12 protein-coding genes and 1 tRNA gene are annotated in these 14,751 nt (G+C 37.8%); 3 read left to right on the top strand and 10 right to left on the bottom strand.

The window, feature by feature from the left end; genetic code table 11:
- The first annotated feature begins 4 nt into the window (after positions 1 to 4).
- The 3 genes from J3U68_RS04580 to J3U68_RS04570 all read left to right on the top strand — a co-directional run bounded on the left by J3U68_RS04580 (position 5) and on the right by J3U68_RS04570 (position 729).
- On the top strand, positions 5 to 307 hold the full coding sequence (locus tag J3U68_RS04580; RefSeq protein ID WP_037488375.1) for an integration host factor subunit alpha: 303 nt from the start codon (positions 5 to 7) through the stop codon (positions 305 to 307).
- The gene (locus J3U68_RS04575) at positions 291 to 617 is read left to right on the top strand and encodes a hypothetical protein (RefSeq protein WP_267375143.1); all 327 of its coding nucleotides are present in this window, start codon (positions 291 to 293) and stop codon (positions 615 to 617) included. Before J3U68_RS04580 ends, J3U68_RS04575 begins: the two co-directional genes overlap by 17 nt.
- A gap of 35 nt (positions 618 to 652) precedes the next feature.
- A tRNA-Pro gene (locus J3U68_RS04570) sits at positions 653 to 729 on the top strand.
- A 66-nt stretch (positions 730 to 795) separates the two neighbouring features.
- On the opposite strand, the gene tssE is transcribed toward J3U68_RS04570, so the two are convergent.
- The 10 genes from tssE to J3U68_RS04520 form a co-directional block, all read right to left on the bottom strand.
- The gene (gene tssE / locus J3U68_RS04565) at positions 796 to 1,206 is read right to left on the bottom strand and encodes a type VI secretion system baseplate subunit TssE (protein ID WP_267375142.1); all 411 of its coding nucleotides are present in this window, start codon (positions 1,204 to 1,206) and stop codon (positions 796 to 798) included.
- Between the two features lie 184 nt (positions 1,207 to 1,390).
- Entirely contained in the window at positions 1,391 to 2,008 is a 618-nt protein-coding gene (tssJ, locus tag J3U68_RS04560) for a type VI secretion system lipoprotein TssJ (RefSeq protein ID WP_267375140.1), read from the bottom strand.
- The gene (locus tag J3U68_RS04555; protein WP_267376211.1) at positions 2,008 to 2,943 is read right to left on the bottom strand and encodes a type VI secretion system baseplate subunit TssG; all 936 of its coding nucleotides are present in this window, start codon (positions 2,941 to 2,943) and stop codon (positions 2,008 to 2,010) included. Before J3U68_RS04555 ends, tssJ begins: the two co-directional genes overlap by 1 nt.
- Before the next feature lie 26 nt (positions 2,944 to 2,969).
- Positions 2,970 to 4,727 (bottom strand): type VI secretion system baseplate subunit TssF, encoded by a 1,758-nt coding sequence (gene tssF, locus J3U68_RS04550; protein WP_267375139.1) that lies wholly within the window; start codon positions 4,725 to 4,727, stop codon positions 2,970 to 2,972.
- 8 nt (positions 4,728 to 4,735) lie between these two features.
- Positions 4,736 to 6,313: a TssA family type VI secretion system protein gene (locus tag J3U68_RS04545; protein ID WP_267375138.1), complete on the bottom strand. Its 1,578-nt coding sequence runs from the start codon at positions 6,311 to 6,313 to the stop codon at positions 4,736 to 4,738.
- The gene (locus tag J3U68_RS04540; RefSeq protein WP_267375137.1) at positions 6,303 to 9,542 is read right to left on the bottom strand and encodes an ImcF-related family protein; all 3,240 of its coding nucleotides are present in this window, start codon (positions 9,540 to 9,542) and stop codon (positions 6,303 to 6,305) included. Before J3U68_RS04540 ends, J3U68_RS04545 begins: the two co-directional genes overlap by 11 nt.
- A 17-nt stretch (positions 9,543 to 9,559) precedes the next feature.
- Positions 9,560 to 10,663 carry a hypothetical protein gene (locus J3U68_RS04535; protein ID WP_267375136.1) on the bottom strand — a complete coding sequence of 368 codons (1,104 nt, stop codon included), beginning with the start codon at positions 10,661 to 10,663 and terminating at the stop codon, positions 9,560 to 9,562.
- 1 nt (position 10,664) lies between these two features.
- On the bottom strand, positions 10,665 to 11,303 hold the full coding sequence (locus tag J3U68_RS04530) for a tetratricopeptide repeat protein (protein ID WP_267375135.1): 639 nt from the start codon (positions 11,301 to 11,303) through the stop codon (positions 10,665 to 10,667).
- Between the two features lie 13 nt (positions 11,304 to 11,316).
- Positions 11,317 to 12,090 (bottom strand): DUF4123 domain-containing protein, encoded by a 774-nt coding sequence (locus J3U68_RS04525; protein WP_267375133.1) that lies wholly within the window; start codon positions 12,088 to 12,090, stop codon positions 11,317 to 11,319.
- 3 nt (positions 12,091 to 12,093) lie between these two features.
- Positions 12,094 to 14,523 carry a type VI secretion system Vgr family protein gene (locus J3U68_RS04520; RefSeq protein WP_267375130.1) on the bottom strand — a complete coding sequence of 810 codons (2,430 nt, stop codon included), beginning with the start codon at positions 14,521 to 14,523 and terminating at the stop codon, positions 12,094 to 12,096.
- Positions 14,524 to 14,751: the final 228 nt, after the last annotated feature.

Genomic DNA, 14,751 nt, shown 5'->3' with positions numbered 1-14,751 from the left:
TTTTATGACATTGACCAAAGCTGAGCTAGCAGACATGCTGGTAGAAAAAGTTGCTGGCATGAGCAAACACGATGCCAAAGAAATTGTTGAATTATTTTTTGAGGAAATTCGTGGTACGCTAGAACGTGGCGAACACATTAAAATTTCCGGATTTGGTAACTTCCAGTTGCGTGACAAACCACAACGCCCTGGTCGTAATCCTAAAACTGGCGAGGAAGTACCTATTTCTGCCAGACGTGTCGTTACCTTCCACGCTTCACAAAAATTGAAAGGCATGGTTGATCACTATAATGGAAACAAAGCCTAATCGCTTAGCAGCCATTCCGGCTAAACGGTATTTTACCTTAGAGGAATTATGTCGTTTAGCCGATATCAGTGAAGAACAATTTGTCCATTGGCAACACAGCAATGGCATCGTCATTGGCTATGGAGGACAACATTACACCCGTAATGATGTCATTAAAGTCCGCCAATTAAGTAAAAGCTTTACGCCTAACATTGATCCCTATACTCGAAATGAACGGGACATGTATGGTAATCCAGCTATAGATGCCATTGAAACAAGCCAACATATTCAGTCAGTTATCAACAACTTGACTAATGTGCTTGCTAAATAAAAAGATTACTTTTATAATCCATTTCCCTTCAAAGTCGGAGTGTGGCGCAGCCTGGTAGCGCACTTGCATGGGGTGCAAGGGGTCGAAGGTTCGAATCCTTTCACTCCGACCATAAAAAAATATACAGCCATAACGGCTGTATTTTTTCATGAAAATAGTATTTAATTCTCCCTCTACATTATCTAAATACCTTGACCGCTTCATCTCCATTAAAAGTCGTTGAAAAGCGGATGTAGCCTACTTCTTTCAATTGACATAACAACTCATAAGCAATAATAAAATCAGAGGATTTATTCTCGATTAATTGAATTTGCAATGCTTGAACGCGTGGCTCGTATTTTAGAACAGTCATGGTAATAAATTTTTGCAATAAAGATAAACTAGAAGGCAAATGACGATAAATGATGCTCAAATCCGGTAGCCCATAATCTGGAATATGTTTAACACTCCCACGACGTGTATTCAAAATGCGTTCAATGTTATTCATCACACTATATATATAACGTTCTTTAGCATCCAAATGATCAAATGGAACATCTCCAGCAAAATTAAGCGTAATTTTTTCCAATAAAGAGGCATTAATCATCATATCTTTGCTCATCTATTCATTACAATACATTAACCATCCTGATTTAATTCTTTAATTTCTAAATTTTAATAATTTAAAAAGTGACAGACAAACTGTTGCAGTCTATTTATATATCAGCAAAAAACCATCTATTAATTAAAGTTAGGATGATTTTATTGACCTTGGTCATAAATCAAAAATCTACTTATTCATCCAGTGATTCTGCAGTTTTCTTCGCAGACTTAGCTTGTTTTTTCTTCTCCTTAGTAGCTTTTTTTTCAGCTTTTTGTTGTTTAATCAAATTCTTCATTTCTCTTTTACGTTTTAATTGTGCTACCGAACCATTCACGAGAATATAATTATTCCTGAATATATTTAACTCTTTCACTGGTAGCAATATTTTCCATGATTTATCATTAGATTCAGGTTGATTAAAAAAGAATACCAATCCAACATACCGTGTTTTATTGTCTAAATCATTTTTAATTTTCTGTGTATCGAACGGGTAGATAATACGAGAGTCGGATTTCACCAGCTCTCCTTTCAAAACAGAATCTGCATTGGTGAGCAGATCATAATAACTGGCCTGTTTAAACAAATTATCACTGCTTAACTGATAAATGACCATTCTGAAAGTATTGTGATCAGATAAATTGGTTTGATTTAGAAATTGTTCCGAAACAACATTAAAATCATAATGATAATGTTTTAATTTTACCGACTCTTTTCCTACTTTAACTGCATCTTCATATCCTTGTTGTAATAATCCACAACCTGATAAGCCCGTCAAAACAATTAAAACCAACAAGAGATGGAGATTCATCACAACTCACCTAAAAATATCGAAAATTGCGTATCTGCTGCTGGCTGACCAACAGTAACGCCCGCACTCAATTGCTGCGGTGCCGAGCTATTAAGCTGAGCTACAGGCAATAAATCCGCATTAATTTTAGCAACCAATTCTACATCTAGCGTAAAGCCCAAATATTTTTGCACCAGTGTTTTCAAAATTACTCGTACTGGCTGATGTTTATACATTAAATTTAGAATCTTATAACAGCTTAGCGTTAGCGAAATTCTTATGCGACTGTTAGCATCATATAAAAAACGCCCTAGTACAGCATTATTAAACGTAATGCCCTTTCCCAACGATGTCATTGCAACAGGATATTTGACCGCAATAAATTCATTTATTTCAATCTTATTTGCTGACGGAACAACATACTGCACAATTTCTTTTAAACCAAAAATATTTTTATTTTTTTTATTTAAATTTTTTATTACCCCTAAATAATATTGCGGATCAATTTCCAAGTGTTGACAGCCATGAATAAGAGTCAATAAAGCTTGTGAAAATCGATCAGAGGCATGCTGACAATATTGAAATTCATAATGAGAGCGTTTCCATATTTGATAATACAAAGTCACTAAACGATGATGAAAAATATCCAGAAATGCCAATAAATTGTCCATGCCATCTTTTTTTTCAGCTCCCTCGGCAATGAGCCAGCTAGGCATTACTCCATCTGTGCCAATTAACCCCATGAAAGTGGTAAAAATTACCGGCAACTTATAATTATAGACAGTTTCAGCTGAAGATCGTTTCAGTTCGCTGCCAGGAAAACCTAAGTAAGGCCAAGAACAAAACTGCATCGTCAAGTCACTATCGCTTTCCAAGTCCGGCACCCGCAAATTCATCTTATGAGATTCCAGCAGATAACAGAATTGAAAAAAATTATAAGCCTCTGGTGACAGCATTAATCGATTAAATAGAGCTGCATCCATTAGATTTTTTCATCCACATTGATTGGCCAGCTGAAGGTCATTCCCTCAGGCTGCAATGTAACATTGACCTGTATGGCCAAATTCAACTGAGTATACGCTATCAAATAACGGTTAAGAACATAGGCAAATAAAGCTGCATCAGCTTCATTAATAAATCCAGAGCTGTCCAGTTGAATATTTACCATTAAGCATCTAATCATCATACCATGATGCATAATATGCTTAATTTCCGTCTCAACTTCATTAATAGCAGAAATATTTTTTTCATTTGCAACAGCTGTAGACCAATTAAGTAAGCGTAAACTATTTTTTAATGTACCAGTATCCAAAGTAGCTAAATAATTATTACTCATTTCAAATAATAACTGCCATTGCTGATTTTTATAATCAGCCGGATAATGGATCGCTGTAGGAACCATAACCATTTCAGCTTTTTTTACACCTAAAATAGGTGAGTGCAAATTGAGATTTTTGTTATATTTAGTAATTTGACGTGGCAGATTTCCATGCGCCCCTAATATATTAATAGAAAAAATTTCCTCATCATTAAATTGCATTTCACCACTAAAGCTAATAAAAGTATCATACCTATTTCCGATACCCTGTCGAGTACGAATATAATAATAAGGTTTCACCTCGTCATCGATATTTAAATGACGCTTTCCATGTTTAAATTCATTTAAAGGCACATAACGTTGGCGATGACCGTTTAGTTGACTAAATGATTCAACCTCTGTCACGGCACATACAGTAACCCGTTCTGCAGACGAAAACATAGGATTTAATCGATATTCAGTATGCAAATGGGAACGAACAACAGGCTCTGCTTCCAAATTAAACAAATTAATGACGGGTACACAAAATAACCTAAGGTAATCCCGATTGAAAATTAATTCTAAAGGAAAGTCACGCTTTAAATGAAAATTCACTAAACAACTCTGCTGTTCATTGTCGAATTGATCATGACTCAAACCAGTTAATTCAAAAAACAAAAATTTTTCTTTAAATAGGAAATACTCCATCATCAAATCATGTTCATTTGCCTGCCTTTGCTGTAACCAGGTAACTGATTCGTGATCATAATGCGATCGCTTTAAAGTTAATTTTTCATTTATACTGAAAAAATTTTCATCAGTAGTAATGTGAGCTAGATAATTAGTTAAATAATGATAAATACTTAATTTGGTCTCCATCTCACCAACTAGATGAAATTTAAGTGAAAATTTATTTGGTAAACGAATATTTTGACCAGCCTCAGATTGTCGCAATTGTAAACGCAATTGCATGATAGATTGTCCTAGATCATTATGAACCAAGCAAAATTCCGCTATTTCAATAGGGTAAATATCAACAGATTGCGTCGTCCTATATTCGCAAGAAATTCCTGTCTCTGGGTCGCTAGCTGTCTGCAAAATCAACCCCGCTGGAATATGCTGGTCGTTAGTATAAATTTGCTTATTCAGCATCAGTTGCACAATAGACATAGAGGCAATAGGCTGAAGATGATGCGGCCATAATAATGCTAATGCGCTTTCCGTCAACTCAGGAAGATCATCATCAATTTTTTGATATAATTTTGCAGTTAAGAAGGCAAAACCTTCAAATAACCGCTCTACCATTGGATCCCTTTCAAGAGATTCCTGCATTTGTAGATATTTTGCGGACTCAGGGTGAACTTCAGCAAAATCTTGTCCCGCCTCTTTTAAATATCGCATTTCCGCTTCATAATAACGCAAAATATTGTCATTTTTTTCCATATTACTCTTTACCTGTAAAATAACTGATGAGCCTGAAACGGATTAAGCAATATCAATTCTTTTCTTAATTCTTCAATTTGAGCTGCAATATTCTCTTTATTAATTTTGCTCACCATATATTTCTGCTGTAAAAGCCTCAACAACTCCTGCTTAATCTGAAAAGTTAACTTTTTATTCCACTCAAATAACGGATGTTGTGAAAATGGCAAATTGAGCTTTTCCAATATGGGTAAAGCAAAATCAGCTTTTCCACCTTTAATCGCCAAACGAGCAAGTAAAAATTGTTTGTAATATTGTTGCTCAAGACATTCATCAAACGGAATTTGAGAAAGCCAATCCAGCGTTTTATCAAAGCCCTGCTCCGCCAATATTAAAAATGCCTGTTCGTCTATATCTTCTGCTGAAGTCAACACATCACTGGAAGAGAACTGGATTTCTTCTACATTCTGCTGCTGAAAGCGAGCATGAACAGAGATCCAATCTAATGTTTCACTTGATGCAAAAGGTAGATTGTTATTAAACGTCAATGTTTCTAGACCAGATAAACGAGACAACATATAGGCCAAATCACTACACAGCATATCAGCCCATACATGAACTTGTGGCATCATTTGCCGCATGGCTGTCCAACTTAGATATTGTAGATCCAGATAAAAATGATTCGATGCTTCCATAAATCCGGCATGACATTGTGCCAACAATCCATTCCAATCTTTTCGCTGATATAAACCCTGCAAACGATTAACCATCTCTGGTCTGGGTGGTGCAATTTTAGTGACTCCATCCTGATTTAAGGGCAATTGCTCAAGTAAATCCCAGCGGAACTGGCGCAATAAACGATAAGCAGCAAATATTTTCTGTTCCTTATCGACAATAAACTGCCCTACTGATTTCATCGTCTGCATCAAATCTTGTGTAGAACGTAAAATTACTTCATCATTTTCAGCAGCAACTTTTAGATCGGCATTATTTTCTGCCACCAAAGAAGATAATTGACTTGCTGTCGGTGAACTATTTTCACCTATCGATGTCGACAATAACCCCAATAAACCTGACAGCTCATCAATAGGAACATGATATTGTTCAGATAAATTATCTTGGATTAAAGAACATAATATAGAAATCAAATCGAATTGTTTAGAAGATAAAGAATGCTGACATAATAAAAAAGCATCTTCCATCTTCGTGCTACCCAGCCAGCGCAGCATCGTTTTTATTTGTGCAATACGCTGTGGTTGCAAACTATCTGCATAGATTGCTTGCACCCCATAGAGTAATAACAATCCTTTAATCAGCCCTTGATACGCTTCTCGCCTAAATAATACATAAGTCAGATAGACGATTACACGAACATCTTTCCCCACATTCTGACAAAGATAATAAGCAGCATCTTCAATTTTGCTAAGTTGAATGTCACTGACTTTTTCAAGCTCTTGGCGGATATCGAGAAAAGAATCATGATGAGTAACATCGTCAGATTCTCCCTCGATCGGCGCCAATAAGAATTCAATTTCATCCCATAATGACTTAACATCATCATAAATTTTCCGCTTTTGAAGAACTTTCAATGCTGCACTAATTTGCATTTTGCTCAACCTTTAATACTCGTTGTGGTAACTGAGCTCCTTTTAATTTCAGCAAAGTAATCAGGTCATTAGTTTGTAAATTTTTAATATTCATTTCCACCACTCTGTTTTTTATTGTCCAAGCAAAATGATATGTGCCATCATTATTTCTACGTGCCTGTGCTTTATCTAATAATCGCAGAATACTTAAATCACCAACCACTTCTAACTGACCAGTTTGGTCCATCGTATCAACCCATACAATAGAGGCCTTTTTATCCAATTGATCGCTAACCGACCAATTGACTTTGCGCCAGAAAGATTGCTCATTAAAATAGTGAATATTATTTTTATTGAAATTTAAAGTAATTTGCTTCACTTCTGGTGATGGTAATAACATAATTTCAAACGAAGCCGTATTTGATCCATCCACCACAAACTCCAGCATTTGATTTAAATTATTTAAACCATTTAAAAACTCTTCATCAACTTGCACCAGTTCAATAACAGCTGGATTAACCACCCATTGATTACCCACCAAATTAATCATTTTACTTAAATATTGCTGATTAAACTGCGCTACCACCCCTTTTTGTGGATCAATAAACTTTTGTAATTCAGTTAAAGAGACATCTACTTTTCCCGCTGGATTTAAGGGGTAACGGTTTGCAAAGCGATTATTCCATTGCGATACCACCATCTGTTGCCATAATGAATTAATGTTTTTTAAAGCAGGGATCATCACCGCTTTTTTAGCATCATTAAAGGGATAATTAAGCAAAATATGTCCAATATCCTGCCATTGCTCGCCTAGATTGGCCACTTGCAAATTAATCATTTCCTCTGCTCTTGCCAGACCAGTATTAGGATCATCATTCAAGATAAGATTAAATGAAAGCTGAGAGGAAGCAGCTTGATTACTGGCTCCTTGTACCTTTTGAATTTCCAAATACATCGTCAGTAAATATTCTTGATAAAGATCTAATTGACGACTGGCTTGCTTATTATTGTTTTCAACTGTCTTGATTAAATCAACAATCGGCTCAAAGCTATGCAATACACCCTTGCCATCATCAGTGCGATCTTCAGGGTAACCAATACTGGCATTAACTTGTATTGCCTTGAGCAATTTTACCAATACCGAATTTTTCTTATCAGCGTATTTTTTCAAACGATCCATTTGTTGGTTTAAACTTGAAACCGGTACCCATTGAATGCCTGATAAAAAATCTTTCCAGGCATTGAAATAATCCTGCTTATATAAATTCATGATCTGTTTGCGAATATCGGAATGTTCACTATTTTTATCAGATTCATTCAAAACCCAGGAACCATTTTTAAAATGTTCTGGATTTAACTTGTCAATTTCAGGTTTAAACCATTCATTCCATGCTTTTGCCGTAAAAGCACCGGATAATTTCTGTTTATTTGTCCAAAATTGAGCACTGTCCTTGTCCGTCAATTGCACCAAATCTATATTAGGATATTTTGCTCGTGCACCCTCAAGCAAATTTTGATAAATGACCGAATCTTCCTGTTGTTGGATAACAATATTGTTTAATATGCCACGACTTTGCTTGATCAATTCAGCATCTTCAGACAACAGCCACTCAGGATGCTGGCTCATGTGGCGCGTATAAAATTTAAAAATTTGTTGTGCAGCATCTGCACTTTGCAAACCCTGCGCCCGATATAAGCGTGATAAATAATCACTAAGAAAAATTTGATCTATCCGCTTAGGTCGCCTAAGCATTAAATAGGCTTTAAGCGCATCAAATCCTTCATCCAGTGCTAGAGTATTAATGGAAGGCTCCAACCTTTCTTCACCTGTGATCATTTTATTGGTTGATGCAACCGAAGACGGCAAATACTGTAAAGAGTTTAATACCACAACTATTTGCTGATCAGATGGAATAATCAACCATTTTTTCGCAGCTAAACCGTAAGCCAAATAAGCTTTTTGCAATAGTGATTTATCATGATGAAAACCCAAGCGGCGATAAAAAGGCTTCGGAACTTTACTCACTACAGCGATATGTTTTTGCAAGGCAAGAAGAGCCTTAATTTGATTATCAGAATTAGATAATTTGCCTAATTGCGCGATTTGATTACGAAAAGATAAAGCTTCACGATAATTATCTGCGAATGCATTTAAAATCATAATCAAAACAATTGTGCAGAAAATTAAACCAGCCTTAGCCACCTTAAATTCAGCAGGCTGAACGGAAAATTTGCCTGAACGTTCAGCCAAATGCTCGGCGACCATCGACCAACTTTCCCACCAATTGCTATGTTTCGCTTGGATTGCCACGCCTGCAAACCATTGCAGCTGTTGTTCAGAATAAAGCTCTGCCGGATTAAGTTTATTGATTACTACTGCATCAATCAAAGATAAAAACTGACTGTCTCGGCTTTTCAAAAAAGCGCGAATAAATAAATCCTCAGATTCATTTTTAAGTTCAAACTCTATATTTTCAGCTTTTGAAGACCAGACAAATGCTTGATTTAAAGGATATTGCTTAAGCTCAATTTCACTTTGAAAAACGTGTATAAAAGGAATTTTCCAGTTTAGCAACTGATAAAATTTTTCCAGCCAGGCTTCGGATGAATCATGCGTAACTGGACTTTTATTTCTTTTTAAATCTCGTAGCATGATTAATCCATCAAACGGACTATGATAATGACCACGAAAAGAAGGAATAAATTCAATTTCATCAAGCGCATTAATCAACACCAGATAAACATTGTCTACCTGTACCCAACCACTACGTTGTAACTGTTCACCTATATCACTGAAAGCATCAGGTTCGCCGTGTATAGCCACAATATAACAGCGATTTAAAACTGAAAATGGATATTTTTGCTTTAAATATTGATCAAACGCGATTAAATTTTGCTGAGCAGAACTTTCACGGGTATATTTTGAACGTTCGATAAACCGAATTGTCCGTTCTTGACCATCAATAACCACAAATATACGCCAAAATATTGGCAAAACAATACAAAGTACTAAACCGGCCAAAGCCAATAAAATTAAGTATAACCGATGATTTACCAACCAATTTTTATCATAATACCAATACAAAAATGCAGTTATCCCACACACCAACACTAGCCAAAGACAGCTGCATAGTAACCATAATTTCAGAATTTTAGGTTTCTGGGAAACAGTTTGATTTGCTTGCGCGAGCCCAGACAATTTACTGTTCACCCGAGAACGAAATTGCCGCAATGGATTCCACCTAAACATAAACCCGCCTGTAAAGTTTATTTAACCTGCGAAACAGGTATGATTTTGTCGTGATACTGAAAAAGTACCATATAAGAATGTTTATTGACCTGATAAATCGCCAGCAATAATTGCATCCAATCACCTGTATGTTGCAATTTATGCAAAAATTCAGGTTGTTCTAATTGATAAGATTGGATTTCATAATCTCGATTAAATAGCATGTCAGTCATCTCCTTCAATTCAGTTACTGACTGCAGCTTATTATTTTCAACCTGAAAACCAGAAACCTGTTCACTTATGGCAGCAAAAAAATAATCCTCATCCATGCGCCACTTATGCATATCAAAAGCACGTTGAATTTTGGCCATTTTTCCTTTATTAGCAAAAATCATACCCAGATATAACTCGAATTCTGGCTGACATTCAAATCCAAGCAAAAGAATTTTATGATAAATTTCTTCCTGACAACGATCGATCACCCAGTTCAAATCTTCAAATTTCACATAATAATCCGGTACAACTGGACAATTTCCCCCCTCTGCGATGACCAGTTCGCGGAAAATCAACCAACTTTCTTTATCAGCACTCCATAGCCAAAGATAATGACTATATTGTTCGGTGAAAAATTTTCGGGAGGATAAAGTTTGTACCAACTGGGAGAGCACAAAATGCAAACGATCAGTATAGACAGAAGCATTAGTCAACGTAGTTAATTCCATACTCATGGATTCAAAAACAGATTTTTTTCTGTCTTCCACTACCTGATCCAAATAATCATAAAAATCTGACACATGATTCAACTGTCCGCAGCGAAATATCACCTCTTCCAGAAACATATATTCTGACCAATATTTCTGATTATTTAATACCTTTTCATGATAAACATACTCATTATTTCGTTGATAAATCAGCCACAATTGATACCAAATACAGCGAATTAAAAGCAGTATTGTGACCACAACCACAGCGGGTAAAATTGAGATCAGCCAATGTTGCCAGTGGGTACTTACCTCTAAACCAAGCCAGATAATAATAAAATCAGCATATTTTCTATTCAGTGTTATGGCCAAGGTATACACAGCCAGCCAGGTAAACCAACGAACAGGCCGAGGCGCTAGCCAAGTTGTCTGGCGTTGCATATTATTTGCTATCATGCCAGCCTAAATAGTCCAACATAATATCCATACGTGGCTTTTTCGAGTTGGCCTGATACATTGCTTTATAAACCACTTTACCTTGAGCAAACTCAGCTTTTGTCATGGTTGATTGCACCAACGCCAGATTACGTGGTGCATCTTTGTCCTTATATTTCGCGGCACCAGCAAATAAGGCCCAAGCAACCGATATATTCTGAGGTAAAATTTCTCCGTTCAGCACCATCACCCCCAGATTATTCATGCACTTACCATCACCTTTATTCAGACCTATGAAGTAATAGCCCATCGCTTTACCCCAGTCCTGCTTCACCCCCAGCCCGCGTTCATATAAAACAGCCAAATTACCATTGGCCTTTACATTGCCTCTGTCAGCTGCCTGTTGATAATACTTGACCGCAGTAACATAATTCTGTTTAACCCCCAATCCCAACTCATACAACGTACCCAGACTGTTATAGGCTCTGGCATCATCATTCTCATCAATAGATTTTAAAAACAGCGTTTTAGCTTTACCATACTGTCTACTTTGCGCGGCAGCAGCTGCTTCATCATAAGTACCAGACCAAGCCAGCTGCACCAAGCCTATACATAAACACAATACAAACAAAATACGCCGTATCATCACTTAGCCTTTCCTATATCAATTTCTGCAAATTGTCCTTAAAAAACTGAATTCGTTGTTCCTGACTTAGAATCAATTGAGCATCTGCTTGTGATGCCAGCACATACAGCTGGTTAATCAACATTCGTTCACCACCATACTCATCAGCATCTAGCGCAACACCATAGTGACGCCTAAAGTTATAGGCATCGGCCCACAATAATAATGTCTCGTACTGTTCTTCAGTAAAAACAAAACCATTTACATCCAATTCAGTTTGCTCATACGACGGATAATTCGCCTGATAAATACCCCAATTTCCAGCATCATCTACATAAAACCAGCGTTGCATATATTGATGCAACCAGTTTTTTTGTACGTTAGTCAAAACCATATTCACTGGATCAAACATATCTGGGGTATAAAATCGCAATATTCCTTCCTTTTTTCCCCATCTGACCTGCATAGCACGACGTAAATGAACTTCCAATGTCCCATATGGATAGCGACTGTTAAATGCCAACAGGCGGTTATTCATAAAATTAACTTCGCAGATTTTTTCCAATATTTCCAGATGATTTGCATTCTTAATATCAATGGCGAGTAAAAGAGGTCCTTCTTCCTTAATATATTCCTCAGGGGTCTTTTCAAAAAGCAGCGTATAAGTCAATGCCGGCTGCCAGTTTTGGATTGCTGCCAACAACGGATATTCACTTTGGCACAAATCAATTATTAAAAAGAGCATTTTTTCATTGGTTTCATGACTGAAACGGACAAACTGCGTCAGCACATCGCGATAACTAATCATCTTTTATCTTTCCACGATGCCAACACCTTGCGCACGAGCCTTGCGCAAACACTCCAGACAAACCGAAGCGGGCAATGGCGGTAAAGGGAAATTTCCGCCCTGAGGACCCTGAAATTGATGATTGCCTTTATATTCTATTGGTCCTGGGCTATACAGGCTTATTTTGCCTCCCTTGATTTCAATATAGGCTCCTCCACTGGCCAGTTTAATACCACTTTTGGCATTGATCAGTATTTCATCACCCACTGATTGCACCGCTATTTTTTTCGCAGCGGTAATCTCCACCACATCTCCGTGTGAAGCCAGTCGTGCAGCTTTTTTACCAGCAATCAAATTTAGATCTTCAGTTTGTGCTACTACCTGAACTGACTTCACCGCGGTTTGCGTTATACTTTCTCCCGCTCCGGTAAAAATATCCTTTCCTGCTTGCTGGTGAATATCTTCACCCACACTATTTAAAATCGATTTAGGCGAAACTTGTGCCAAACCCGCCACCGCACTGGTCAATATCACTGGTTGTTCCAGATCCACACAACGTTCACCTAAATCAGTGAGCGTATCCAGATTGGGTTTTAAAGTGGTATGCTTTGCAGTCACATCAGCCAAATGAGCAGCCTGATCTACGGCGCCGTTTATTTCTTTAATCGCTACGTTACGATCCAATTGCATGCCACCGGCTGCCATTTGATCCTCCGTAGTCAGATACAGAGCACGTGCTGAGCGTAAAGCTCCCCAACCATCAGTTCGCAGTTCAAACCCTTCACCGCGCATGTCCCGCCCACTGTCAACCAAATGTCCCAAATTCAACTGAGTTTTGTGATACTCCGTAGCCATCTTAATATGCTCTTGGCCACTCAAGTCTTCCATCCGTATTTTATTATTGGCCCAAGTTCGAATAACATTTCGCGTACGCCATGTATTTGGAATGTGATCCGGAGCCGTGCTACTATGTAAAACCCCAACAATATAGGGTCTATCAGGGTCTCCATTTTGAAACGCCAGTTGCACCTCTGTGCCAACATGCAAAGGAAAATGCTGACCATACTGACCACCTGCATAGGGCTTAGCCAAACGGATCGGCCGACTTTCTCCCCCAGGCTGCCAACTATCCATATCCAGATTGAATTTAACAATATAGCGTCCCATTTCATCCACCCATGCATAGGGACCCTGCCCAGCATCACAGATGGTGCCGGGTAAAGTTCCATCAATGATCGGGTGTTTAATCGGTTCTGGCCGCCACTGACTGTTAGCAGGGATCGCGCTAAAATTATTCATGTAATCTTTATCGCGCCCGCCGGAATGCACAACACTTACTAGCAACCATTGGCGAATATTGCCAATTCTGGCCTCAGAACTAAAACCCAAAGTACAGCCAGGTGAAAAACCATGAACATTGCTTTTTCCCGTCGCTAAAATATGACGAGAGGACGAATGTTCATGCAAAATTCGGGCATATTCCTGTGCTTGAATAGCATCCTTATGATGAAAAAAACCATAAATATAGGGTTGACCAAATGTTGCCGGTTCTTGCTCATTAAATCCTGATTTGCCGACCAAACTATTATTGGCATCGCGGTAGTTATAATCTTTAACCCGTACGCTTTCATACTGAGATTGATAACGTACATGAAATTCAGAAACCGAAAACTTGCTAGACAGCCCTTGCCATAACTGTTCCTGAAGATCTTGTTTTTTCCCTAGTGCGGTCGCGTTAATATCATAAGCCAGTTGCGCTTCCAGATTGCTTTGCACATCCTCCTGCCCACTTTCCAATCCACCATGAGGTTTAAATGGTAAAGATTGCTGCTTAAGCTGAATATACTGACTTACATCATCCGCAACCGAAAAAATTTCATTCACACTAGTCTGAATAAAACTAAACCATAAACCTTCGCGCGCCAACACCCGTTTAATAAATGCATAATCAGTTTCACGATATTGCATTCGATGCTCATAGCGTGGCAGCGTGCGGACCGTGTTAAGACGAAAATCTTCACTGCCAAAGCCATGGTGACGCAGTATTTTTTCTACAATACTTAAAGCTGTTTCGTGCTGAAACAGGCGTGTGGTGGTGATGCGATCAAGCAATGCCAGTCTCGGTACCACAGTAAAACGGTAACAAGTTTCATCTGCACTGCTCGCCAATTGTTCCACACTCTGAATCAGACCATGCCAACGTTTATTATCCGAATCATCCAATTCCTGAAGCGATATGGGTATTGATTCACTCCAATCAATATCCGCTATCATTTCAAATGTGACCCGTTGATTAATGAAATATTCTAAAGGCAAATCGGCAGCAATATGGGTTGCATCAAGCTGGAGAACATAATAATCATCCAGCTTCTCTTCTAAATTAAATGAGCGTACTGAAAACTGGTCATAATCAGCCAGTATGGGATTTAGTTTCAGATAATAGCGCTGCTGCATAACTACCCCTTATTAACAAACTCTTTAGGATTTGCATAACCATCAGGCAATAATATTATTAGCCAAGCAAAATCACTCTCTAAATCTGCCTAGCCCTTTTTTCCAATTTCTAACCATCAGATTAAATAAGCCACTGGATCTCAATTCGTTTCTCCAGATAATATTAGCCTTATTAACTTGCGCTAATTAAACCAATTAATCCAAGGTTGTTAAACACCCTGTCCGCAT

The sequence above is a fragment of the Snodgrassella sp. B3882 genome, from assembly GCF_026535915.1.
Lineage (GTDB): Bacteria > Pseudomonadota > Gammaproteobacteria > Burkholderiales > Neisseriaceae > Snodgrassella.
Note: the sequence above shows the minus strand (reverse complement) of the source record. Positions and strands in the feature narration are given on the sequence as shown.